The 22465-nt window shown below is 72.9% G+C and carries 22 protein-coding genes; 10 read left to right on the forward strand and 12 right to left on the reverse strand.

The genetic code is table 11. From position 1 onward, the window contains the following. Positions 1-10 precede the first annotated feature (10 nt). Complete coding sequence (locus ASD33_RS00230) at positions 11-514, forward strand: hypothetical protein (RefSeq protein ID WP_056551433.1); 504 nt, start codon at positions 11-13, stop codon at positions 512-514. 22 nt (positions 515-536) lie between these two features. Here the strand turns inward: ASD33_RS00230 and ASD33_RS00235 are convergent, their stop codons facing one another. After that, the gene (locus tag ASD33_RS00235; protein WP_056551435.1) at positions 537-1295 is read right to left on the reverse strand and encodes a hypothetical protein; all 759 of its coding nucleotides are present in this window, start codon (positions 1293-1295) and stop codon (positions 537-539) included. A gap of 276 nt (positions 1296-1571) precedes the next feature. Here ASD33_RS00235 and ASD33_RS00240 point away from each other — a divergent pair, with 276 nt between their 5' ends. The 3 genes from ASD33_RS00240 to ASD33_RS00250 are packed head-to-tail and all read left to right on the forward strand — an operon-like array spanning position 1572 to position 4586. Further along, positions 1572-2855, forward strand: coding sequence for a CBS domain-containing protein (locus tag ASD33_RS00240; protein WP_056551437.1), 1284 nt, complete (start codon positions 1572-1574; stop codon positions 2853-2855). Beyond that, positions 2845-3408, forward strand: coding sequence for a DUF1003 domain-containing protein (locus ASD33_RS00245; protein ID WP_056551439.1), 564 nt, complete (start codon positions 2845-2847; stop codon positions 3406-3408). The genes ASD33_RS00240 and ASD33_RS00245 overlap by 11 nt, the downstream gene beginning before the upstream one ends. Positions 3409-3452: 44 nt before the next feature. Then, a complete protein-coding gene (locus ASD33_RS00250) occupies positions 3453-4586 on the forward strand; it encodes an Mrp/NBP35 family ATP-binding protein (protein WP_056551441.1) in 1134 nt (377 codons plus the stop codon). A gap of 93 nt (positions 4587-4679) precedes the next feature. On the opposite strand, the gene ASD33_RS00255 is transcribed toward ASD33_RS00250, so the two are convergent. The 5 genes from ASD33_RS00255 to sigE form a co-directional block, all read right to left on the reverse strand. Continuing rightward, the gene (locus ASD33_RS00255; RefSeq protein WP_056551443.1) at positions 4680-5306 is read right to left on the reverse strand and encodes a hypothetical protein; all 627 of its coding nucleotides are present in this window, start codon (positions 5304-5306) and stop codon (positions 4680-4682) included. Positions 5307-5380: 74 nt separating this feature from the next. After that, positions 5381-5854 (reverse strand): sec-independent translocase, encoded by a 474-nt coding sequence (locus tag ASD33_RS00260; protein ID WP_056551445.1) that lies wholly within the window; start codon positions 5852-5854, stop codon positions 5381-5383. 91 nt (positions 5855-5945) lie between these two features. After that, on the reverse strand, positions 5946-7790 hold the full coding sequence (locus ASD33_RS00265) for a trypsin-like peptidase domain-containing protein (RefSeq protein ID WP_056551447.1): 1845 nt from the start codon (positions 7788-7790) through the stop codon (positions 5946-5948). Positions 7791-7866: 76 nt separating this feature from the next. Then, positions 7867-8886, reverse strand: a complete 1020-nt coding sequence (locus tag ASD33_RS00270; protein WP_199863420.1) for an anti-sigma factor — start codon at positions 8884-8886, stop codon at positions 7867-7869. After that, positions 8883-9641: an RNA polymerase sigma factor SigE gene (sigE, locus tag ASD33_RS00275; protein WP_079044462.1), complete on the reverse strand. Its 759-nt coding sequence runs from the start codon at positions 9639-9641 to the stop codon at positions 8883-8885. Before sigE ends, ASD33_RS00270 begins: the two co-directional genes overlap by 4 nt. A 142-nt stretch (positions 9642-9783) precedes the next feature. Between sigE and ASD33_RS00280 the strand changes: the two genes are divergently transcribed. After that, entirely contained in the window at positions 9784-10449 is a 666-nt protein-coding gene (locus tag ASD33_RS00280; protein WP_079044463.1) for an O-methyltransferase, read from the forward strand. A gap of 198 nt (positions 10450-10647) precedes the next feature. Here ASD33_RS00280 and ASD33_RS33730 read toward each other — a convergent pair whose 3' ends face one another. Further along, positions 10648-10815: a DUF3117 domain-containing protein gene (locus tag ASD33_RS33730; RefSeq protein ID WP_009997451.1), complete on the reverse strand. Its 168-nt coding sequence runs from the start codon at positions 10813-10815 to the stop codon at positions 10648-10650. Between the two features lie 312 nt (positions 10816-11127). Here ASD33_RS33730 and ASD33_RS00285 point away from each other — a divergent pair, with 312 nt between their 5' ends. Beyond that, positions 11128-11931 (forward strand): enoyl-CoA hydratase-related protein, encoded by an 804-nt coding sequence (locus ASD33_RS00285; RefSeq protein ID WP_056551454.1) that lies wholly within the window; start codon positions 11128-11130, stop codon positions 11929-11931. Positions 11932-12037: 106 nt separating this feature from the next. Here ASD33_RS00285 and ASD33_RS00290 read toward each other — a convergent pair whose 3' ends face one another. Both ASD33_RS00290 and ASD33_RS00295 read right to left on the reverse strand, forming a co-directional pair. Next, positions 12038-12655 (reverse strand): DNA-3-methyladenine glycosylase I, encoded by a 618-nt coding sequence (locus ASD33_RS00290; RefSeq protein WP_056551456.1) that lies wholly within the window; start codon positions 12653-12655, stop codon positions 12038-12040. Next, positions 12652-12975, reverse strand: coding sequence for a hypothetical protein (locus tag ASD33_RS00295; protein WP_056551458.1), 324 nt, complete (start codon positions 12973-12975; stop codon positions 12652-12654). Before ASD33_RS00295 ends, ASD33_RS00290 begins: the two co-directional genes overlap by 4 nt. A 103-nt stretch (positions 12976-13078) precedes the next feature. Between ASD33_RS00295 and folP the strand changes: the two genes are divergently transcribed. Next, the gene (gene folP, locus ASD33_RS00300) at positions 13079-13939 is read left to right on the forward strand and encodes a dihydropteroate synthase (RefSeq protein WP_056551460.1); all 861 of its coding nucleotides are present in this window, start codon (positions 13079-13081) and stop codon (positions 13937-13939) included. 1001 nt (positions 13940-14940) lie between these two features. Beyond that, entirely contained in the window at positions 14941-17139 is a 2199-nt protein-coding gene (locus ASD33_RS00305; RefSeq protein WP_079044542.1) for a M9 family metallopeptidase, read from the forward strand. Positions 17140-17226: 87 nt separating this feature from the next. Here ASD33_RS00305 and ASD33_RS00310 read toward each other — a convergent pair whose 3' ends face one another. Beyond that, positions 17227-17976 carry a TIGR00730 family Rossman fold protein gene (locus tag ASD33_RS00310; protein ID WP_056551464.1) on the reverse strand — a complete coding sequence of 250 codons (750 nt, stop codon included), beginning with the start codon at positions 17974-17976 and terminating at the stop codon, positions 17227-17229. Between the two features lie 168 nt (positions 17977-18144). Then, entirely contained in the window at positions 18145-19239 is a 1095-nt protein-coding gene (gene dapE / locus ASD33_RS00315; RefSeq protein ID WP_056551466.1) for a succinyl-diaminopimelate desuccinylase, read from the reverse strand. Between the two features lie 29 nt (positions 19240-19268). Between dapE and ASD33_RS00320 the strand changes: the two genes are divergently transcribed. Next, positions 19269-20216 (forward strand): hypothetical protein, encoded by a 948-nt coding sequence (locus ASD33_RS00320; RefSeq protein ID WP_056551468.1) that lies wholly within the window; start codon positions 19269-19271, stop codon positions 20214-20216. Between the two features lie 446 nt (positions 20217-20662). Then, a complete protein-coding gene (locus ASD33_RS00325; protein ID WP_056551470.1) occupies positions 20663-21139 on the forward strand; it encodes a hypothetical protein in 477 nt (158 codons plus the stop codon). Positions 21140-21261: 122 nt separating this feature from the next. Here ASD33_RS00325 and dapC read toward each other — a convergent pair whose 3' ends face one another. Next, the gene (gene dapC, locus ASD33_RS00330) at positions 21262-22359 is read right to left on the reverse strand and encodes a succinyldiaminopimelate transaminase (RefSeq protein WP_056551472.1); all 1098 of its coding nucleotides are present in this window, start codon (positions 22357-22359) and stop codon (positions 21262-21264) included. Between the last annotated feature and the right edge of the window lie 106 nt (positions 22360-22465).

A 22465-nucleotide genomic window follows, 5' to 3' on the forward strand; every position in this document is an offset into this window, starting at 1 on the left:
CTCTTCGGCCATGACCGACACGCTCACCGGCGCCCTCGTCGAGGAGGCCACCAAGAAGTCCGGCCTCGTCTGGGTGCGCGGCACCGGACCCGCCCGCGCGCTCTGGCACGTCTGGCACGACGGGGCAGCCCTCGTCGTCGGCGACGGCCCCGGCGAGCAGCCGCTGCCGGGGCTGACGGACGGCGGGACGGCCGAGGTCACCGTCCGCAGCAAGGACAAGGGCGGCCGGCTCGTCGCCTGGACCGCCGCCGTCCGCGCACTCGCCCCCGGTACGGACGAGTGGGACGCGGCGGTCGCCGAGCTGAAGGGCAAGCGGCTCAACGCGCCCGACGGCGAGGCCATGACCGGCCGCTGGGCGCGCGAATGCCGGGTGCTGCGCCTCGAACCGCGCGCCTCGACCACGGAACTGCCGGACGGCTCGCTGGCCGCCGTACCGCTGCCGACGGAGGCCACGACCCGCGAACCGGTACCGGCCGGACTCCCGAAGCTGCTGGTCAAGCGCCGCAGGCGCTGATCGCGACGGCCTGCCGGACCGCTCAGGTCCGGGGCAGCTGCTTGCCGTAGTCGAGGGTCTCCTCCGTCGACGGCGCGGCGAGCGGGAAGTCCTTGTTCCACTCGGAGAGCACCACGACGCCCGCGCCCCCGCCCCGCGCGAACCTCAGCGGGTACGGGGAGCCCTCCAGGGCCACGTCCAGGGTGCCGCCCTCACCGTCCTGCCCGCCCTTCACCTTGACCGTGCGGACCCCGCCGATCTGGTCCCGGTCGCCCTTGACCATGTCGCCGTGCAGACCGATCAGCCCGTCGAGGAGCAGGTCCATGTCGGTGAAGCCGCGCAGCTGCTTGTACGAGGGGTCGCCCTGCGGCACCTTCACGTACTTGTCGTCGAGCTTGTCCGCGGCCTCGGCGTCCGCCTTCGTCGGCGTGTCGCCGCCCTTGTCGTCGTGCGCCCAGAAGTCCGCGTCGGCCTTCAGATAGAGCGCGTCGCCGACCCGCAGCAGCTCGAAGGTGCTGTTCTTCGTCACCACGGAGCCGCTGGCGCCGTCCTGCTTGAGGCGCATGTTCAGCTTGAACGTGTCGCCCTTGCTGACCAGGGTGCCGGAGAGCCGTACCGCCTTCGCCGCGTCCGCCACGGAGCGCGCCTTGCCCTCGATCTCGGGCGCGGAGAGCTTCCCGACCCCGTTGGTCCCCTCGTCCGGGTCCGCGGCACAGGCCGTGATCCCCACGCTCAGACCGGCGCAGAGCGCCAGGGGCACGACGGCCCTGCGGATACGCGATGACGGGGCACGAACGGCCATCAGCGCTACCTCTCATGTCGTGGGGGACACGGGCCGCGGCCGTACCGGATCACGGGATGCCGGGGCGGCGGCCGTCTGAACTGCGTGGTCCGCCGGGCGGCGGGCCGTCGGCGTGCCGGTGGGGACGGCAGACCGCAGCGTACCCGGGCCGGGCGGCGGGCCCTGCGGCAGCCGTACGGAGGCGCTGCCGGGGCGGGCCGGAACACCACGGGCTAGCCTGAACCCGGCAAAGCTCGGCAATGACTCGAATCGTGCGGCACCGAGGAGGCGCGTGGCATGGCGGCAGGCGCCCCCCGGATCTTCGTCTCCCATCTCGCGGGAGTCCCCGTCTTCGACCCCGTCGGCGACCAGGTCGGCCGGGTCAGCGACCTGGTGGCCATGCTGCGGGTCGGCCGCAGACCGCCCCGGCTCCTCGGCATGGTCGTGGAGGTGCTGAGCCGCCGACGGGTCTTCGTCCCGATGACCCGGATCACGGGCGTCCAGTCCGGCCAGGTCATCACCACCGGCGTCGTCAACATGCGCCGCTTCGAACGGCGTCCCACCGAGCGGCTGGTCCTCGGCGAACTCCTCGACCGGCGCGTCCGGCTGGTGGGGCCCGGCGGGGAGGAGGGCGAGGAGGTCACCGTCCTCGACGTCGCCATCCAGCAGCTGCCCGCCCGCCGCGACTGGGAGATCGACAAGGTCTTCGTGCGCAAGGGCAAGGGCGGGGTGCTGAGCCGCAAGGGCGAGACGCTGACCGTCGAGTGGTCGGCGGTCACCGGCTTCTCCCTGGAGGAGCACGGGCAGGGCGCCGAGAGCCTGGTCGCCACCTTCGAGAAGCTGCGCCCCGCCGACGTCGCCAACGCGCTGCACCACCTCTCCCCCAAGCGGCGCGCCGAGGTCGCCGCGGCCCTCGACGACGACCGGCTCGCCGACGTCCTGGAGGAGCTGCCGGAGGACGACCAGATCGAGATCATCGGCAAGCTGAAGGAGGAGCGGGCGGCCGACGTCCTGGAGGCGATGGACCCGGACGACGCGGCCGACCTGCTGTCCGAGCTGCCCGAGGAGGACCAGGAGCGGCTGCTGACCCTGATGCAGCCGGACGACGCGGCCGACGTACGCCGCCTCCTGGCGTACGAGGAGCGCACGGCGGGCGGTCTGATGACGACCGAGCCGATCGTGCTGCGGCCGGACGCCACGGTCGCGGACGCGCTGGCCCGGGTGCGGCAGCAGGACCTGTCGCCGGCGCTCGCCGCGCAGGTGTACGTGTGCCGGCCGCCGGACGAGACACCGACCGGCAAGTACCTGGGCACGGTGCACTTCCAGCGGCTGCTGCGCGATCCGCCGTTCACGCTGGTCAGCTCGCTGGTGGACAGCGATCTGCCGCCGCTCGGCCCGGACACCCCGCTGCCCGCCGTGACCAGCTACCTCGCCGCGTACAACATGGTCGCGGCGCCGGTGGTCGACGAGAGCGGTTCGCTGCTCGGCGCGGTGACCGTCGACGACGTGCTCGACCATCTGCTGCCGGAGGACTGGCGGGAGACCGAGTTCCACGAGGAGGGGGCGGAGCATGGCGGCTGAGCGCACGCAGGAGCGGGACCGGGAGCGCGAGCGGACGGGTCCCCGCATCCGGCTCGACCTGCCGCGCGAGCGGCGGGCCCGGTTCCTCCCGGAGTACGACCCCGAGGCCTTCGGCCGGCTCTCGGAGCGGATCGCCCGCTTCCTGGGGACGGGCCGGTTCCTGGTCTGGATGACGCTGACGATCATCGTCTGGGTCCTGTGGAACATCTTCGCCCCGGGGTCCCTGAAGTTCGACGAGTACCCGTTCATCTTCCTGACCCTGGCGCTGTCCCTCCAGGCCTCGTACGCGGCGCCGCTGATCCTGCTCGCGCAGAACCGGCAGGACGACCGCGACCGGGTCAATCTCGAACAGGACCGGAAGCAGAACGAGCGGTCGATCGCGGACACCGAGTACCTGACGCGGGAGATCGCGGCGCTGCGGATGGGCCTCGGTGAGGTGGCCACCCGCGACTGGATCCGGTCGGAGCTCCAGGACCTGATCAGGGAGCTGGAGGAGCGCCGCGATCTATTCCCGTACGGCGACTCCCGCGGAAGTGACGTACCCGACCGTTGACAGGCCTTTCATGGGCCGGTGGTCGGCGCCGTACCATCATCGGTATGGCTACGGAAGACGCGGTGCTCGAAGCGCTGGCGACGGTGAACGACCCTGAGATCAACAAGCCGATCACTGAGCTCGGCATGGTCAAGTCGGTGGAGATCGAACCGGACGGCAAGGTCGCCGTCACGGTCTACCTGACGGTCTCCGGCTGCCCGATGCGCGAGACCATCACGCAGCGCGTGACCGAGGCCGTCTCTCGGGTCGAGGGCGTCACCGCCGTCGACGTCTCGCTGGACGTGATGAGCGACGAACAGCGGAAGGAGCTGGCGGCGGCGCTGCGCGGGACGAGCGCGGAGCGCGAGGTGCCGTTCGCGAAGCCCGGCTCGCTGACCCGGGTGTACGCGGTGGCCTCCGGCAAGGGCGGTGTCGGCAAGTCGTCCGTCACCGTGAACCTGGCCGCGGCGATGGCCGCGGACGGTCTGAAGGTCGGTGTCGTCGACGCCGACATCTACGGCCACAGCGTGCCGCGGATGCTGGGCGCGGACGGGCGTCCGACCCAGGTCGAGAACATGATCATGCCGCCGTCGGCGAACGGCGTGAAGGTCATCTCCATCGGCATGTTCACCCCGGGCAACGCCCCGGTCGTGTGGCGCGGCCCGATGCTGCACCGCGCGCTCCAGCAGTTCCTCGCGGACGTGTACTGGGGCGACCTGGACGTCCTCCTGCTCGACCTGCCCCCGGGCACCGGCGACATCGCGATCTCGGTCGCGCAGCTCGTCCCGAACGCGGAGATCCTGGTCGTCACGACCCCGCAGCAGGCGGCGGCCGAGGTCGCCGAGCGGGCCGGCTCGATCGCCGTCCAGACCCACCAGAAGATCGTCGGCGTCGTGGAGAACATGGCGGGCCTGCCGTGTCCGCACTGCGACGAGATGGTCGACGTGTTCGGTACCGGCGGCGGCCAGCGGGTCGCGGACGGCCTGACGCGGACCACCGGCGCGACGGTCCCGGTCCTGGGCTCGATCCCGATCGACGTACGGCTCCGCGAGGGCGGCGACGAGGGCAAGCCCGTCGTCCTGTCCGACCCGGACTCCCCGGCGGGTGCGGCCCTCCGCGCCATCGCCGGCAAGCTCGGCGGCCGTCAGCGCGGCCTCTCCGGCATGAGCCTGGGCATCACGCCGCGCAACAAGTTCTGAGACCGGCCCGTTCCGGCAGAGGGGCGCCCCTTTCGGGGGCGCCCTTCGTCATGCCGTCAGGCGTACGCTCACGCCGTCAGGCGTCTCATGCCGTCAGGCGTACGCGTCGAGGTCCTTGATCTGCGAGAACCCGAGCCCGTAGGCGCTCATCCCCCGCCCGTACGCCCCGATGTGGACGCCGTCGGCGGACCCGGCGAGGACCCAGCCGAACTCGGACTCCCGGTAGTGGAACGGCACCGGGACCCCGTCCACCGGCAGCGACAGCGTCGACCACTCCGCTCCTTCGAGGTCGTCGGCGAGCTCGAAGGCCGTCTCGGTCTGCTGGTCCAGCCAGTTGTCGCGCGTCGCGTGGTCGAGCGAGGCCGGCCAGGTGTGGACGAGCAGCCCGCTGCCGGCCAGCCAGGCGGCCGAGGAGACGGTGGTGGCGTCGAGGACGCCGGTGCCGTCGCCGGTCCGCCGGACCGGGCTCGCCGCGACCGTGACCACGACCGCGAACCGCTCCTTCTCCGCGGCGCTCGCGTCCGACTTTATGGACGGCGTGTCGCCGTGCCCGGTCGATCCGTGCTGCACGCTGCCGTCCGCCGCCGTGCCGACCTGCATCAGCCAGCGGGGCCCGGTGAACGCCTCGTCGAGGCCGTACCAGGCGAACGGCGCGCGCAGATAGCCCTCGGCGGTCCGCCGGGCCGTCGGTACGCCCTCCACCCGACTCGTGGTCTCCATCAAGGCCGCCTCCTCGTTCCGTCAACAGAGGGAGGATAGCCACCGGGACGCGTCGGGTCGGTGACAGCCCGTCGTCAGGTCGCGTCGGAGTCGTACGGCGGACGCTCGGGAGCGTCCGGCTTGTCCTGCTTCTTGAGGAGGTCCGGGGTGCCGTTGGCGCTGGTGACGGCACCCGCGGAGCCGTTGACCGGGGTGCCGTTGACGGCGGACGGCTGCGGCTCGCGGCCGTGGACCGCGTCGGCGACCTCGTTCATCTCCTTCTTGAGGTCGAAGCTGCCGCGCAGCTCCTTGAGTTCCTTGAGGTCCTCGTTCTGCTCCAGCTGCTTGCGGAGGAACGTCTTGGGGTTGAGGTCCTCGAACTCGAAGTCCTTGAAGTCCGGTCCCAGCTCGCTGCGGATGTCCTCCTTCGCGCTGTCCGAGAAGTCACGTACCTTCCGGATGAAACGCGAGACGTCCTGGATCACCTTCGGGAGCTTGTCCGGCCCGAAGACGAGCACGGCGAGGACCACGAGCGTCACCAGCTCGAGTGCGCCTATGTCGCTGAACACCTTGTAGCTCCTTCACGCCGGTCCAGGGCCCGGTCCACGGTACCCGCCGAAACTGCCGCGCGGGTACCTTCCGGTGGCCGTCACATGGCACTCAGGTGCCCTGCGAGGAGCCGAGGGTCAACGTCTTTGTCAGCTCTTTGCCGTTGCGGGTCAGGGTGAGCGCCAGCTTGTCGCCGGGGCGGTGGGCGCGGATCTTCACGATCAGCTCCTCGCCGTTGTGCACGCGCTGGCCGTCGACCTTGGTGATGACGTCCCCGGGCCGCAGCCCCGCCTGGGCGGCCGGGCCGCCGGGCGTGACGGAGGCGGAGCCGTCCTTGCCCTTCTCGCCGACGCGGGCGCCGTCGCCGTTGAACTGCATGTCGAGGCTCACACCGATGACGGGGTGGCTGGCCTTGCCGGTGTTGATGAGTTCCTCGGCGACGCGCTTGCCCTGGTTGATCGGTATCGCGAAGCCGAGGCCGATGGAGCCGGGCTGGCTTGCACCGGCGCCCTCGCCCTCCCCGGAGCCGCCGGCGGCGCGGATCGCGCTGTTGATGCCGACCACCCGGGCCTTGGAGTCGAGCAGCGGGCCGCCGGAGTTGCCCGGGTTGATGGGCGCGTCGGTCTGGAGGGCGTCGACATAGCTGATGTCGGTGCCGTCGCCCTTCTCGCCGCCCGCGGTGATCGGCCGCTCCTTGGCGCTGATGATGCCGGAGGTGACCGTGTTGGAGAGGTCGAAGGGGGCGCCGATGGCGACGACGGGGTCGCCGACGCGGACGTTGTCGGAGTTGCCGAGCGGCAGCGGCTTGAGGCCGGAGACCCCGGTGACCTGGACGACGGCCAGGTCGTAGCCGGTGTCCTTGCCGATGAGCTTGGCGCGGGCGCTCTCGCCGCTGGAGAAGGTCACCGTGATGTCCTCGGAGGACGCGGCGCCGTCGACGACGTGGTTGTTGGTGAGGATGTGGCCCTTGGTGTCGAGGACGAAGCCGGTGCCCGTGCCGGAGGAGCCGTTGCCCTTGACGTGCAGGGTGACGACCCCGGGCAGCGCGCTGGCCGCGATCCCGGCCACGCTGTCGGGGGCCCGGCCGGTGTCCTCGGCGTCGGCCTGCGGGAGTTCGACGGTGGTGATCCCGCCGTTCCGCTCGACGTACGCGCCGATCCCGCCGCCGATGACACCGGTGACGAGCGCGAACACCAGCGCCCCGGCGACCGCGAGCCCCTTGCGGGACTTCTTGGCGGGCGCGGGCGGGAGCACGGCCCCGCCGCCGCCCCAGGGGTCGTACTGCATCCAGGGAGCGCCACCGGCGGGCGGGTGGGCCTGAGGGGGGCCCTGCGGGTGGGTGTGCGGCGCCGGGTGGGGCTGCGGGTGCGCGGGGGGTACGTGGGCCTGCTGCGGCGGTACGGGCGCCGGCGGGCGCTGTACGGGCGGGGCGGGCGCCCACGGCCCCGGCTCGCCGTAGGGCGGCGTCCGGTACTCGTCGGGCGCGTGCAGCGGCTGCGGGGCGCCCTGCGCGGGTGCCTCGGCCGACGGCGCATCGGCCGACGGGGTCTCGGGTGCCGGGACGGTGTCGGTGAGGGCGGGGGCCGCGGGAGCCCCGGCCGCCGGGGCGACCGTGCCGGCGAGCGCGGCCATGTCGGCGGGCGCGGCGGGCTCGCCCTTGGTCAGCAGCACGGTCGGCTCGGGGGCCGACGCGACGGTCGGTGCCACGACGGTGGGCGCCTCCGGTCCGTCGGTCGGGGAGTCCGGTCCGGCGGCGGGGGCCGACGAGTCCGTCACGTCCGTGCCGTCCGGCTCCCCGGCCTGCGGCTGGGGTGCGGGCAGCGGAAAGTCGCCGTCGCCGTCAGTGGTGCCGGCCCGCGGGCCGGTGACGTCGTCGGCCGGAGGCGGCGAGGGTATCCGCGCCGCCTCCGGTGCGCTCGAAGGCCGGCTCCACCAGTTCGGCTTCCCGTTGTTCATGCTCTCCCCGCAACCGCTGGCCCGTCCGCGCCCCTGGGTCGGGCGCCGGTGTCCCTGGATTCAACCAGGTCGCGGGTCAGCGGTGGGAGCCGAGCGGTGCGGTCGTCGGACTCGCCGCCGGACTCGGCCCGGGGGCGAAGGCCAGCTGGAGGGCCGGACCCGTCGGCCGGATGAACGGCGACAGGGCGAGGAACGACTGCGGGACCGTGTTCCGCAGGCGTACGGCCGTCAGCGGTGTCGCGGGGGAACGCACCGCGTCCAGCGGTACCGCACCGGCCGGAACCGTGCCCGTGGGAACGGTGCCCAAGGGGACCATGCCTGCCGGAACCGTGCCTGCAGGGACCGTGCCCTGACCGGCCATCGCCACCGGCCCGTGCGGCACTCCCGCGGGCGCCGTCGAGAACGGCGGGGCCCCCGGGACCGTCTGTCCGGTCTCGACCGACTGCGCGCCGGAGCGGTCGCCGGAGCGCGTGCCCCGGGAGACGGCCGTGCCCGTGCCGGGACCACCGGCGGTGGCCCGGAGCGGGGTGACCGCGCTGCCCGTGCCCTGGCCGCCGCGCGCGCTCGCGCTCACCGAGGCCTCCAGCGGCAGGGTGCCGCCGAGGGCGATGGCCGCGAAGGAGACGGCGCTGGCCGCCGCGAAGGCGAACCGGCGCCCGCGCCCGGAGCCGCCGGACCCCCGGTCGCCGACCTCGTGGATGCGGAAGCCGGTGTGCGGGGCGTGCGGGGTGACGACCGCGGCGGTGGCGAAGCCGTCGGACTTCACTCCGCGGGCGCCGAGGAGTTCTTCGAGGGGTCCTCTCGGGACCCCGGGGCCGCCGGGGCTTCCGGGTCCTCCCGGTTCGCCAGGACCCCCGGGCAACCCCTGGAGTCGCGCGAGGAAGCCCTCGGAGGGCGGCGGGGGCGCCGCGGAGGCGAAGACGCTCTTGACGGTGCGCTGTGCGTCGGCCTCCGCCTTGCAGCGGGCACAGGTCGCCAGGTGGGCGAGGACCCGCTCGCGGGCGTCGTGGCCGAGTTCGCCGTCGACGAGCGCGGCCAGCCGGTCCCCGAGGTGGTGTTCCGCGGGGGTCGGCGACGAGGAACGCGATCCGCTCACGCTGTCCCTGCCTCCCATCCGACGGAGGCCAGGGCACGCTCCGCCCGGGCCTCGGGCGAGCGGTGCTTGAGCGCCTTGCGCAGGTGGGAGCGGCCGCGGTGGATCCGGCTGCGGACGGTGCCGAGCTTCACGCCGAGGGTCGCGGCGATCTCCTCGTACGACAGTCCTTCGATGTCGCAGAGGACGACCGCGGCGCGGAACTCGGGCGCGAGGGTGTCGAGCGCCTGCTGCACGTCGGCGTCGAAGTGGGTGTCGTTGAACACCTGCTGCGGCGACGGCTCGCGGCTGGGCAGCCGTTCGGCGGCGTCGTCGGCGAGCGCGTCGAAGCGGATGCGCTGCTTGCGGCGGACCATGTCGAGGAAGAGGTTGGTGGTGATGCGGTGCAGCCAGCCCTCGAAGGTGCCCGGCGTGTACGTCGACAGCGAGCGGAAGACGCGGACGAAGACCTCCTGCGTCAGGTCCTCGGCGTCGTGCTGGTTGCCGGTGAGGCGGTACGCGAGGCGGTAGACCCGGCCACTGTGCGTGCTGACGATCTCCTCCCAGGTGGGAGGGGTCCACGCCTGCGATTCCGCATCCGATGCGAAGGTCGCGGTGGTGGGAGCGGAGTCGGTGGAGCGGAAACGGTCAGCTGTGTCGGTCACGGATTTCGGCTCACCCGCCGACCTGAGAAGACGCCGAAGCACTCCTCCCCGATCCACAGGCGCAGCCGCACCTCCCCTGTCGGCTCTGGTGGTGTCCAGTGGAGCCCCTACCATAGCCACCTCGCCCGTTAGCTCCGGATAAGAATCTTTACGCGAATTTGGGACCGGCTCGACCGGCCTCCTCCTGTCGCGTCCTTCCCCTGGTGAACGCCCGGTCCCATCTGCGGGTTCCCGCTCACAGCGGATACAGTCACCGTTGCGTCAACTACGGGGACAGGAGAGGGCCATTACCGCCAACCGGCAGACGAGCTGGTCGTTCGCCGACGCCTTTGTCGCCGAGGACGATGCTCTGCGCTGGGCCCGGGAGCGGGCCAGGGAGGCAGGGCTGCCCTCGGTGTCCCCGGGCACCGGTGGCGCGCTGCGCCTGCTCGCCGCGACGGCGGACGCCAAGGCGGTGGCGGAGATCGGAACCGGCACGGGCGTGTCGGGCATCTATCTGCTGCTGGGGATGCGGCCGGACGGCGTGCTGACCACGGTGGACCTCCAGCCGGAGCGGCAGCAGCTCGCCAAGACGGCGTTCCGCGCGGCGGGCTTCGCCGGGAACCGGGCCCGTTTCATCCCCGGCCGCGCCCTGGACGTACTGCCGCGGCTCGCGGACGGCGGCTACGACCTCGTGTTCTGCGACGGCGACCGGCTTGAGTACCTGGACTACCTCGCTGAATCGTTGCGCCTGCTGCGACCGGGGGGCCTGGTCTGCTTCGAGGGCGTCTTCGCGGACGGCCGCACGGTCGACTCCGCGGCCCAGCCGCCCGAGGTCCAGCGGGTCCGCGAACTGCTGCGCGCGGTGCGCGAGAGCCAGGAACTCGTCCCCTCCCTGCTGCCGGTAGGCGACGGCCTGCTCTGCGCGGTCCGCCGGGGCTGAGAGGCCCGCGGGAGCCGCGTGGCGACGCCCGCGCGTACCCGCCCGCCCGCCCGGACCACCCGCACCCGCACCCGCACCCGCACCATCCCCACCCCATCCCCATCCCGCTCCCTCCCCTGCCCCCTCCCGGACACACCACTGCCCCGGTACGGGCAGGCCGTACCGGGGCAGTGGTTCAGGATGTCGAGGAGTGTCGGGTCAGCCGACGACCTTCTTCAGGGCGTCGCCCAGCGCCTCGGCCTCGTCCGGGGTCAGCTCGACGACAAGCCGACCGCCGCCTTCGAGCGGAACGCGCATGACGATGCCCCGCCCCTCCTTGGTCACCTCGAGCGGGCCGTCACCCGTCCGCGGCTTCATGGCCGCCATGCTTGTTCCCCTTCCTGAAACCAGCTCTTTGTCAGCCGGGCAGCTCCATGATGTGGAGCACGCGTCACCGGCTTCGAACACATTGCTTCCAGGTCATTATCCCGCATGGCAGGACCCGATGACCAACATCGATTGGCATCGCTTCCGCAACGCGCTTCCGCAAAACCCCACATTTCGGCGGTCCGCCTGCGATACTTCGCCGCTCGGCGTCCACCGGGAGCCTCCAAATCTTTGACGCACCTCACATGGGCGGTGCGGGTGATGTCCGCCATGCTGGGCTGGTCAACCACGCGAAGAGGCGAAGGGATCACGATGGCCGACACGGTTCTGTACGAGGTGAGCGACGGACTCGCCACCATCACGCTCAACCGCCCCGAGGCCATGAACGCCATGAACGTGGCGACCAAGGTGGCTCTCCGGGACGCGGTGGAGACCGCCGCGACGGACCCCGCCGTACGGGCGGTGCTGCTCACCGCGGCCGGCGACCGGGCGTTCTGCGTCGGCCAGGACCTGAAGGAGCACATCGGGCTGCTCATGGCGGACCAGGAGTCCGGCACGAGCGAGACCATGAACACGGTCCGCGACCACTACAACCCGATCACGACGGCCCTCGCGGGCATGCCGAAGCCGGTGGTGGCGGGCGTGAACGGGGTCGCGGCGGGGGCCGGTTTCGGCTTCGCGCTCGCGGCGGACTTCCGGGTGGTCGCGGACACGGCCTCGTTCAACACCGCGTTCGCGGGCGTCGCGCTGACCGCGGACTCGGGCGTGTCCTGGACGCTGCCCCGGCTGATCGGCGCGAGCCGGGCGTCCGACCTGCTGCTCTTCCCGCGCACGATCGGCGCGCAGGAGGCGTACGACCTGGGCATCGCGAACCGCCTGGTGCCGGCCGCGGACCTGGCCGCCGAGGCGGAGAAGGTGGCCCGGAAGCTGGCGGCGGGCCCGACGGTGGCGTACGCGGCCCTGAAGGAGTCCCTCGCCTACGGCGCCGGCCACTCGCTCACGGAGGCACTGGAGAAGGAGGAGGAACTCCAGACCCGGGCGGGCGCCTCGGAGGACCACACGATCGCGGTCCGCGCCTTCGTGGCCAAGGAGAAGCCGAAGTACCTGGGCCGCTAGCGAACGCGTCCTGCCCGGCGGGAGGCATACCTCGCCCGGCGGCCGACGTGTCTCGGCCGTCGGGCGACGTGCCCCGCCCCGCGGGAGGGGTGCCGTCCGGTCGCCGTCAGCGGTCGGCCGCCCGGGTGGCCGTCACCGTGCGGCCGCCCCGGGCCACGCAGTCCGCCACGTGGTCGTCGACGAGGCCGCAGGCCTGCATCAGGGCGTAGGCCGTGGTGGGGCCGATGAAGCGGAGGCCGCGCTTCTTGAGTGCCTTCGAGAGGGCCGTGGACTCGTCGGTGACCGCCGGCACGTCGGAGACCGTGCGCGGGGCGGTGCGGGCCGCCGGATCGGGGGCGTACGACCAGATCAGGGTGTCGAGTTCGCCCGGGGACCAGCCGGCGAGCAGTTTCGCGTTGGCGAGGGTCGCGTCGATCTTGGCGCGGTTGCGGATGATGCCCTCGTCCAGGAGGAGCCGTTCGCGGTCCGCGTCCCCGAACCCGGCGACCGAGGCGATCCGGAAGCCCTCGAAGGCGGTGCGGAAGCCCTCGCGGCGGCGCAGGATCGTGATCCACGACAGGCCCGACTGGAAGGCCTCCAGGCAGAGTCGTTCGAAGAGCGCGTCGTCGCCGTGGACCGGGCGGCCCCATTCCTCGTCGTGGTACGCCACGTAGTCCTCGGTCGACAGGCCCCAGGGGCAGCGCAGCCGCCCGTCCGGGCCCGGGACCGCCCCGCCGGCCGTCATGCCCCCTCGCCGTCCGCGTCACCGGTGGCCGCGCCCGCGAGCGCCTCCTCCAGCTCGGCGATCCGGGCGTCCCGCTCGGCCAGTTCGGCGCCGAGACGGACCAGGACGTCGTCGACGTCCGCCATCCGGTAGCCGCGGAGCCCGACGGGGAGGCGGAGCGCCTCTACGTCCGCACGGTCGACCTGGCGGGTGGCCGGGAGGGGGTCGACGAGCTGCTCGGGCGCCACCTCGGGCAGCACCTCGCCGTCGCCGCCGCCGACCACGGCCAGGGTCACCGCGGCCACGACCACGACCATCGTGATGAGCAGAAACCAGAACACCTGCGCGCCTCTCCCCTGAGTGGAAATCGTCCCGTGCCGATCGTGCCACGTGCCACCGACGGCTAGGGTCGCAGGCGAACGGACACGAGGGAGGACAAAAGGGATGCTGCGCTTGGGACGGCGTGAATTCGGGCCGCACGAGCCGGTGATCATGGCGATCGTGAACCGGACCCCGGACTCCTTCTACGACCAGGGCGCGACCTTCCGCGACGAGCCGGCGCTCGCCCGGGTCGAGCAGGCGGTGGCCGAGGGCGCGGCGATCATCGACATCGGCGGGGTGAAGGCGGGCCCCGGCGAGGAGGTGACGGCCGAGGAGGAGGCGCGGCGCACGGTCGGTTTCGTCGCCGAGGTACGCCGGCGGCACCCCGACGTCGTGATCAGCGTGGACACCTGGCGGGCGGACGTCGGCGCGGCGGTCTGCGAGGCCGGGGCGGACGTCCTCAACGACGCGTGGGGCGGGGTGGACCCCGGGCTCGCGGAGGTGGCCGCGAAGTACGGCGCGGGGCTGGTGTGCACGCACGCGGGCGGCGCCGAGCCGCGGACCCGGCCGCACCGGGTCGCGTACGAGGACGTGATGGCGGACATCCTGCGCGTGACGGTGGGGCTCGCGGAGCGCGCCGCCTCGCTGGGGGTGCGCCGGGACGCGATCATGATCGACCCGGGCCATGACTTCGGGAAGAACACCCGGCACAGCCTGGAGGCGACGCGGCGGCTCGGGGAGATGGCGGAGACGGGGTGGCCGGTGCTGGTGTCCCTGTCGAACAAGGACTTCGTCGGGGAGACGCTGGACCGGCCGGTGAAGGAACGCGTCCTCGGCACGCTCGCCACGACGGCCGTCTCGGCGTGGCTGGGCGCGCGGGTCTACCGGGTGCACGAGGTGGCGGAGACGAAGCAGGTCCTCGACATGGTGGCCTCCATCGCGGGCCACCGCCCACCGACGGTGGCCCGCCGGGGGCTGGCGTAGCCGACGGGTGGGGTGGCGAGGGGCCGTTCTCCTGTAGCGACCCGGGGCGGGCCCGGCGTACGTCTCCCGCAGCCGTTCGGGGCGGGCGTCTCCCGTGCCGATCGGGCCCGGCGTGCGCCTCCCGCAGCCGTTCGGGGCGGGCGCTGCAAGCCTGACAGGGCGCGCCGGCGCCCCAAGCGCGGGCCCGGCACAGCCGCCTGGCCGTCGCCCGGCGCCGGCCAGGCGTACGACCCCCGCGGTCACCCGAGGTGCGCGGCACAGCCGAGCCGAGCCCAGCCACAGCCCGCCCGTCATTGGCCGGGACAGTCCCCGGCGCACACCCCCCGACGCCGCCCGGGACGGGCGGGCACAGTCGCGCCGCGAGCCGGGCACAGCCCACCCGCCGCCGGGGGCTGGCGTAGCCGCCACAGGCCCGGCATACCCCCCGGCACAGCCGCCCCGCCATGCCCGGCGCAAGGACACACGACTCCCGTAGCCGCCCGACGCGGGCGAGCGCAGCCGCGCCGCCGTCGCCTGGGGCGGGCGAACGTCTCCCGTAACGACCGGCGCGGGCGAGCGCAGCCTCGCCGCAGCCCCGCGCGACCCACCCGCCCCCGTTCCCGCCCCGTCCACTCCCCCGTAAGCCGTCCCCACCCTCCCGTTGCCCGCGCTCAATTCCCGACTCGCCCCCGTCGCCTTCCGGTTGGGCCGCACCCGGTCCCATCTGCGAGGGGGCGCGTGCGGCGTTTTCGTGGCTCGTTCCCCGTGGCGCGTCCGGGTCCTGTGGGTTCTGTCGCACCTCTTCCCTCGGCCATGTGACGTGTGAAATTGTACCTCCGCTCCCCCCGCTTTGACGGAGCGCTGTCAATCGATCCCCCACTGTGCCCGGCCGTGCCACCCACACGACCGCACAAGGCCTGGAGGCCTAGTTGAAATCCGCCCGGATAACCGGACTGCCGTACCGCGTACGGCTCCTGACCGCCACCGTGACGTCCTGTCTGGCCCTCGGACTGCTCGCCCCGATGAGCCAGGCCGCCACCCCCACCCCGGCCCCCGCCGCGCCGCGCGCCACGCAGGCCGCGCCGCAGCCCGCACCCGACCCCTCCCCGGAGACCCGCGAGGCCGACCGGGCGATCGGGTCGGTCCCCGCCGCCCTGCGCACCCCCTTCGTGCCGGCGACCAGCCCCGCCGCCACGGCCAAGCTCTCCGCCTCACGCGCCCTGACCGCCGCCGCCTGCAACGTCAGCGACTTCACCAGCCGCACCGGCAGCGCCCTGGTCGAGCAGATCAAGGCCTCGGACGCGAACTGCGTCAACGAGCTGTTCAACATCACCGGCGGTGACGCCAACGGCGCCTTCCGCGAGGCCCAGATGGTGACCGTCGCCAACGCGCTGCGCGACAACGCCGTCGCGTACCCCGGCGACAACACCACCTCGACCTACCAGCTGGTGCTGTTCCTCCGCGCCGGCTACTACGTCCAGTGGTACCACCCGAACGACGTCGGCACCTACGGCCCGAACCTGCAGGCCGCGATCCGCGGCGCGCTCGACGGCTTCTTCGCCAACAGCCACTCGCGCGACGTCACCGCCGCCAACGCGGGCACCCTCGGCGAGACCGTCACCCTGATCGACAGCGCCCAGGAGAACGTCCGCTACCTCCCGGTCGTCAAGCGGCTCCTCGACGGCTACGACGCGACCACGTACAACGCCGTCGCGGGCATGCCGGGCGCCGTCAACAACGTCTTCACCGTGCTCTTCCGCGGCCACCAGACGAACGGCTTCCTCGCCGCCGTCCAGGCCGACCCGAGCATCCTCGACAGCATCCACGGCTTCGTCTCCCGCAACACCGCGCTCTTCGGCGGGAACTTCGCCTACCTGCCGTACAACGGCACCCGCGAGCTCGGCCGCTTCCTCCAGTACCCGGTCCTGCAGCCCAAGCTCAAGCCGCTGCTGAAGCAGCTCGCGGACCAGAGCGCCCCGAGCGGCCGCCTCGCCTACCTGTGGGCCGCCGTCGCCGAGATGGTCGAGGCGTACGACTCCGCGCACGCCGCCGACTACGGCACCGCCGACTCCGTCGCCCGGCTGCGCGCCGGCATCCTCACCACCAGCCACACGTGCAGCCCCTCCATCAAGGTGCTGGCCCAGCAGGTGACCGCCGAGAACCTGGCCTCCGCCTGCGACAGCCTGATGAAGCAGGACGCGTACTTCCACGCCGTGGCCCGTGACCGGGGCGCCGTCGCCGACGACCTCAACACCACCATCGAGGTCGTCGTCTTCGACACCAGCTTCGACTACCAGGTGTTCGCCGCCGCCATCTACGGCATCGACACCAACAACGGTGGCATGTACCTGGAGGGCAACCCCGCCGTCGCGGGCAACCAGCCCCGGTTCCTCGCCTACGAGGACACCCGGGTGCGCCCCGACTTCCAGGTGTGGAACCTGAACCACGAGTACACCCACTACCTCGACGGCCGCTTCAACATGTACGGCGACTTCACCGCCGGCGTGTCCACCCCGACCATCTGGTGGATCGAGGGCTTCGCCGAGTACGTCTCCTACTCCTACCGGAAGCTGCCCTACGACGGGGCGATCTCCGCGGCCGGGCGCCACACCTATGCGCTGAGCACCCTCTTCGACACCACCTACGAGAACACCAACACCGAGCGCACCTACCGCTGGGGCTACCTCGCCGTCCGCTACATGATGGAGAAGCACCGCTCCGACCTGGACGCCGTGCTCGCCAAGTACCGCGCGGGTGACTGGAACGGCGCCCGCACGATCCTGAAGAACACCATCGGCAACCGTTACGACGCCGACTTCGACGCCTGGCTGACCAGCTGCGCCGCCGGTGCCTGCGCCACCGTCCCGGACCCGGGCCCCGGCTCGTCCCTCCCGGAGTGCTCCGGCGCCGACGTCCGCCAGCTCGGCCAGAACTGCTCCCGCACCAACGAGTCCGCGACCACGGGCAACTACGCGTACCACTACCTGTACCTGCCGGCCGGCGTCCAGCAGCTGAAGATCACCACCACCGGTGCCAACGGCGACGCCGACCTGTACTACAACGCGTCCAGCTGGGCCACCACGGGCAGCTACACCAGCCGCTCCGTCCAGGCCGGCAGCGCCGAGACCCTGACCGTGAACAACCCGCCCGCCGGCTACGTCTACATCAGCCTGCACGCCAAGGAGGGCTTCACGGGGGCCGGCGTCACGGTCGAGTACTGACCGAAGAGCACCGACCACCCCGGACCGTGAAAGGCCGCCCCGTCCCCGTGTCGCACGGGGCGGGGCGGCCCGCGTTCCGGACACCGCCTAGCGGCCGACCTCCTTGGTCACCAGCCTGACCGCCTCCTCCACGTCGTCCGTGACGTGGAACAGCAGCAGGTCGCGCTCGGAGGCCTTGCCGCCCGCGACGACCGAGTCGCGCAGCCAGTCGACGAGACCCTTCCAGTACTCCGTGCCGAAGAGGACGATCGGGAAGCGGGTGACCTTCCGCGTCTGCACCAGGGTCAGCGCCTCGAACAGCTCGTCCAGAGTGCCGAGGCCGCCGGGCAGGACGACGAAGCCCTGCGCGTACTTCACGAACATCGTCTTGCGGACGAAGAAGTAGCGGAAGTTCACACCGATGTCGACGTGCGGGTTGAGTCCCTGCTCGAAGGGCAGCTCGATGCCGAGGCCGACCGAGACGCCCTTGGCCTCCCTGGCCCCCTTGTTGGCCGCCTCCATGGCGCCCGGGCCGCCGCCCGTGATGACCGCGAAGCCGGCCTCGACGAGCGCCCGCCCGATCCGTACGCCCGCCTCGTACTCCGGCGAGTCCGCCTTCGTCCGGGCCGAGCCGAAGACACTGATCGCGCTCGGCAGTTCGGCGAGCGCTCCGAAGCCCTCGACGAACTCGGACTGGATGCGCATGACCCGCCAGGGATCGGTGTGCACCCACTCCGAGTCGCCCTCGGTGTCGAGCAGCCGCTGGTCCGTCGTGCCCGGCTGGACCTGGTCCCGCCGCCTGAGCACCGGACCGAGTCGCTGTTCCTCGGGCTTCGCCATTCCCTCGGGAATGCCCATGGCCTGCTCCCTCCGCCGATCGGCGGCCCGTCTGTCGGCCGCCATCTGATCTTCTGGTCCGGTCAGCGTAGGCCGACAGAGGTGACGAAACGCGAAATTACGGAAGTCGGGACGAGGGAAGTCGGGCCGTCGGGCGTTCCGGGGCCGGACGCCCGGGTGTTCCGGACGTCAGGCGGTCAGCCAGTCCCGGAGCCGCGCCTCGCAGTGGTGGATCCGGTCGACGGGGACGTGCTCGTCCCGCTTGTGCGCGTAGATCGGGTCGCCGGGGCCGTAGTTGACGGCCGGCACGCCCAGCGCGCTGAAGCGGGAGACGTCGGTCCAGCCGAACTTGGGCTGGGCGCTGCCGCCGACCGCCTTCATGAAGGCCTCGGCCGCCGGGTGCGAGAGACCGGGCAGGGCGCCGGGGCTCTCGTCGTCCACGACCAGCTCGGAGATGTCGCAGTCGGCGAAGACCTCGCGGACGTGCGCCAGGGCCTCCGCCGGGGAGCGGTCCGGGGCGTACCGGTAGTTCACCGTGACCGTGCAGGCGTCGGGGATGACGTTCGTGGCGACGCCGCCCTGGATCGCCACGGCGTTGAGCCCCTCGTGGTACTCCAGGCCGTCGATGACCGGCTTGCGCGGCTCGTACGAGGCGAGGCGGGCGAGGATCGGGGCGGCGGTGTGGATGGCGTTGGAGCCCATCCAGGAGCGCGCGGAGTGGGCGCGCTCGCCGGCGGTGTGCAGGATGACCCGCAGGGTGCCCTGGCAGCCGCCCTCGACCTGGGCGTCGGAGGGCTCCAGGAGGACGGCGAAGTCGCCTTCCAGCCAGTCGGGGTGCGCGGCGGCGATCTTCCCGAGGCCGTTGAGGTCGGCGGCGACCTCCTCGTTGTCGTAGAAGACGAAGGTGAGGTCCCGGTTGGGCTCGGGGACGGTGGCGGCGATCCGCAGCTGGACGGCGACCCCGGACTTCATGTCGGAGGTGCCGCAGCCCCAGAGGATGCCGTCCTCGTCGAGCCGCGAGGGCACGTTGTCGGCGATCGGCACGGTGTCGATGTGGCCGGCGAGGACGACCCGCTCGCCGCGGCCGAGGCGCGTGCGGGCGACGACGTTGTTGCCGTAGCGGTCGACCGTGAGGTGCGGCAGGGCGCGCAGGGCCTGCTCGATGGCGTCCGCGAGGGGCTGCTCGGTCCCGCTGACGGACGGGAAGTCGACGAGGGCCGCGGTGAGCGCGGCACCGTCCTGCGAGAGGTCGAGCCGGGCGTCGAGCGGAGTGATGTCAGCCATGTGCCGACCCTAACCCGCCCTCCAGTACGGTGGGCCCCGTGTCCGAGCCCACCCGCCCCGCCCGTCGCGGCCGCCTCGCCCGTTCAGCGGCTGCTTTCGTCGCGCTCCTCGGCCTCGCCTCCTACGTGGCCTTCCACCAGGTGACGGGGAGCAAAGGCACGCCCCGGTGCAGTGTGGGCACCGGGGACAACCGGTACGAGTTCACCCCGGAACAGGCGTCGAACGCGGCGACGATCGCGGCCGTCGGCACCACCCGGGGGCTGCCGGAGCGGGCGGTCACCATCGCCCTCGCGACGGCGCTCCAGGAGTCGGCGCTGCGGAACATCGAGCACGGCGACCGGGACTCGCTCGGCCTGTTCCAGCAGCGGCCCTCGATGGGCTGGGGGACGCCGGAGCAGATCATGGACCCGGTGTACGCGTCGGGGAAGTTCTACGCGGGCCTGGAGAAGGTCCCGGGCTACTCGCGGCTGCCGCTGACGGTGGCGGCGCAGAAGGTGCAGAAGAGCGGGTTCCCGCAGGCGTACGCGAAGCACGAGCCGGACGCCACCCTCCTCGCGGCGGCGCTGACCGGCCGCTCCCCGGCGGCCCTGTCCTGTACGACGAGCGAGGCGGAGGGGCTGCCGGGCGATCCGGAGCTGGTCCGTGACGAGCTGGTGCGCGCCTTCGGCGAGCAGGCGGCGCCGAAGGCGGTGACGGGCGGCCCGACCGCCGGCCGCTCGGCTTCGGAGCCCTCGGCCCTCGTGGTGCCGGTGCGCGCGGCCCGGGGCTCGGGCGCGGCCCCCGGCGCCGGGGCGGACGAGCGGCGCGGCTGGGAGCTGGCGCAGTGGGCGGTGGCGCGGGCGGAGACGCTGCGCATCGCGGAGGTCACCTTCGGGGACCGGGTGTGGCGCGCGGGCGAGTCCTCGGGCGGCTGGTCGAAGGCCTCGGGCGCGCAGGCGACGGACGGGTCGACGGTCAGGATGCGACTCGCGGAGTAGGGCGGCTGCGGGGGTTCCGTAGCGGTAGGGGTCGCGGGCCGGGTCTCCGGGCTGAGGACCGCTGAAGGCTTTCGCCCTCGCGGGGTTTCCGTACCGACCAGGGGCTCGTCCCCGTCCCCACGGCCGCTCGTCCGTGCGACCGGGGCCGATCACCCGTACGGCGCTTCACCCTCGCGTGTCATGCGGCCGGTCCGCGCCCGGAGGAATTCACCACGCCTTCGAGCCTCTTCATCCCCCACGCGCCCCACCCGCCCCATCCCCTTGCGCCGCAAGGGAAGTGACGGTTCGGCAGGCGTCCGCGCAATGACACGTTCGCCCGTTTTCCTCCCCACCCGACAATACGACGCATTGCCAACTCTTTACCTTCGGCCGCCGCAACCTCCCCCGCCCCAGGGCCGGTTGTCACTGCGTCCGCACAACACCCCGCACCTCGTCGAAGGAGCACCATGTCCCTCCCCCTGACCCGTCGGATCGCCCGCGCCGCCCTCATCCTCGCGGCCGGAGCAGCCCCCGTGGTCGGTGCGGCCGGCTCCGCGAGCGCCCTGGACCACAGCCTCGCGCCGACCGGTGCCCTGGGCGGCCTCACCGCCCTGGACGCCGCCGGCGCCGGCACCGCCGTCGACTCCGCCTCGCAGACCGCCACCGGCGTCGTCGGCGCCACCGGCAGCAAGGCCGTCGGCACGGCCGTCCCCGCCGCCGGCAAGACCGTGGGCGCGGCGGGCAGGACCGCCACCCCGGCCGCCCAGAAGGTCGCCGGCGACACGGCCGGCAGCGCGGGCGAGGTCGTCGGCAAGACCGCCGGCGCGGCCGCCGAGAGCGCCGAGGGCCCGACCGGCGGCGCCCTGGGCGGCGGCCTCGGCAACCTGCCCACCGGCCAGGCGCTCGGCTCCGCGCCCCTGGGCGCCCTGCCGATCGGCGGCTGACCCCGCGGGAACGCACGAGGGCCCGGGGAGCACCTGCTCCCCGGGCCCTCTTCCGTGCCTGCCCGGCCGAGGCGGCCTCGGCCGGGACGCATTCGGCCGGGCCGTGCCCGACCGGAGCGCGCTCAGCCGAGGCGCTTGACCGCCGCCTCGACCCGCTCGTCCGTCGCCGTGAACGCGACCCGCACGAACCGCTCGCCCGCCTCACCGTAGAAGTCGCCCGGAGCCACCAGGACGCCCTTCTCCGCCAGGTACGCCACGGTCTCCCAGCACGGCTCGTCCCGGGTCGCCCACAGGTACAGGCTCGCCTCGCTGTGCTCGATGCGGAAGCCGTGCGCCTCCAGGGCCGCCCGCAGCGCCGCCCGCCGGGCCGCGTACCGCTCGCGCTGCTCGGCCACGTGCGCGTCGTCGCCGAGCGCCGCGACCGTCGCCGCCTGCACGGGCGCCGCGGTCATCATGCCGCCGTGCTTGCGGATCTGGAGCAGCTCGCCGAGCACGGCCGCGTCGCCCGCGACGAACGCGGCGCGGTAGCCGGCCAGGTTGGAGCGCTTGGAGAGCGAGTGGACGGCGACGATGCCCTCGTACGAGCCGCCGCAGACGTCCGGGTGCAGGACGGAGACCGGGGCGGCCTCCCAGCCCAGCTCCAGGTAGCACTCGTCGGAGAAGATCAGGATCCCGTGCTCGCGCGCCCAGGCCACGATCCGGGTCAGCTCGTCCTTGCCGAGGACCTTGCCGGTCGGGTTGGACGGGGAGTTGAGCCAGAGCAGCTTGACCGCGGCGGGGTCGAGGTCGGTGACCGGGTCGTCGTAGACGACGGGCTCCGCGCCGCAGAGCCGCGCCCCGACCTCGTACGTCGGGTACGCGAGCCGCGGGTAGGCGACCCGGTCTCCCGCGCCGAGCCCCAGCTGCGTCGGCAGCCACGCCACCAGCTCCTTGGAGCCCACCACCGGCAGCACGTTCTCGTGGACGAAGCCCACCGCGCCCAGGCGCCGCTCGCACCAGCCGGTGAGCGCGTCGCGCAGCTCCTTCGTCCCCCACACCGTGGGATAGCCCGGCGAGTCCGCCGCCGCGACCAGGGCCTCCTGGATCAGCGCGGGGACCGGGTCGACGGGCGTGCCGACCGACAGGTCCACGATGCCGTCGGGGTGCGCCAGGGCCGTCTTCTTGTACGGCTCCAGCTTGTCCCACGGGAAGACGGGCAGGCGCGAAGAGACTGCGCTCACGGGTTGGCTCTCACTTCCTGTACGTGCGCGGGGAGGCGTCGGAAAACGCCTCGGCCCCGTACGGCGCGCGGCGCCGTACGGGACCGGATACGACCTGGTGCGGTCG

The organism is Streptomyces sp. Root1304, assembly GCF_001426405.1.
Classification (GTDB): domain Bacteria; phylum Actinomycetota; class Actinomycetes; order Streptomycetales; family Streptomycetaceae; genus Streptomyces.

Bases quoted from the DNA above. Each gene is read 5' to 3' on its own strand.
- ASD33_RS00305 (WP_079044542.1), top strand. From the start codon at position 14,941: ATGAGCCAGGCCGCCACCCCCACCCCGGCCCCCGCCGCGCCGCGCGCC.
- ASD33_RS00245 (WP_056551439.1), top strand. From the start codon at position 2,845: ATGGCGGCTGAGCGCACGCAGGAGCGGGACCGGGAGCGCGAGCGGACG.
- ASD33_RS00285 (WP_056551454.1), top strand. From the start codon at position 11,128: ATGGCCGACACGGTTCTGTACGAGGTGAGCGACGGACTCGCCACCATC.
- sigE (WP_079044462.1), bottom strand. From the start codon at position 9,641: ATGGTAGGGGCTCCACTGGACACCACCAGAGCCGACAGGGGAGGTGCG.
- ASD33_RS00265 (WP_056551447.1), bottom strand. From the start codon at position 7,790: ATGAACAACGGGAAGCCGAACTGGTGGAGCCGGCCTTCGAGCGCACCG.
- ASD33_RS33730 (WP_009997451.1), bottom strand. From the start codon at position 10,815: ATGGCGGCCATGAAGCCGCGGACGGGTGACGGCCCGCTCGAGGTGACC.
- ASD33_RS00310 (WP_056551464.1), bottom strand. From the start codon at position 17,976: ATGGGCATTCCCGAGGGAATGGCGAAGCCCGAGGAACAGCGACTCGGT.
- folP (WP_056551460.1), top strand. From the start codon at position 13,079: ATGCTGCGCTTGGGACGGCGTGAATTCGGGCCGCACGAGCCGGTGATC.
- ASD33_RS00290 (WP_056551456.1), bottom strand. From the start codon at position 12,655: ATGACGGCCGGCGGGGCGGTCCCGGGCCCGGACGGGCGGCTGCGCTGC.
- ASD33_RS00250 (WP_056551441.1), top strand. From the start codon at position 3,453: ATGGCTACGGAAGACGCGGTGCTCGAAGCGCTGGCGACGGTGAACGAC.
- ASD33_RS00240 (WP_056551437.1), top strand. From the start codon at position 1,572: ATGGCGGCAGGCGCCCCCCGGATCTTCGTCTCCCATCTCGCGGGAGTC.
- dapE (WP_056551466.1), bottom strand. From the start codon at position 19,239: ATGGCTGACATCACTCCGCTCGACGCCCGGCTCGACCTCTCGCAGGAC.
- ASD33_RS00325 (WP_056551470.1), top strand. From the start codon at position 20,663: ATGTCCCTCCCCCTGACCCGTCGGATCGCCCGCGCCGCCCTCATCCTC.
- ASD33_RS00255 (WP_056551443.1), bottom strand. From the start codon at position 5,306: ATGGAGACCACGAGTCGGGTGGAGGGCGTACCGACGGCCCGGCGGACC.
- ASD33_RS00235 (WP_056551435.1), bottom strand. From the start codon at position 1,295: ATGGCCGTTCGTGCCCCGTCATCGCGTATCCGCAGGGCCGTCGTGCCC.
- ASD33_RS00230 (WP_056551433.1), top strand. From the start codon at position 11: ATGACCGACACGCTCACCGGCGCCCTCGTCGAGGAGGCCACCAAGAAG.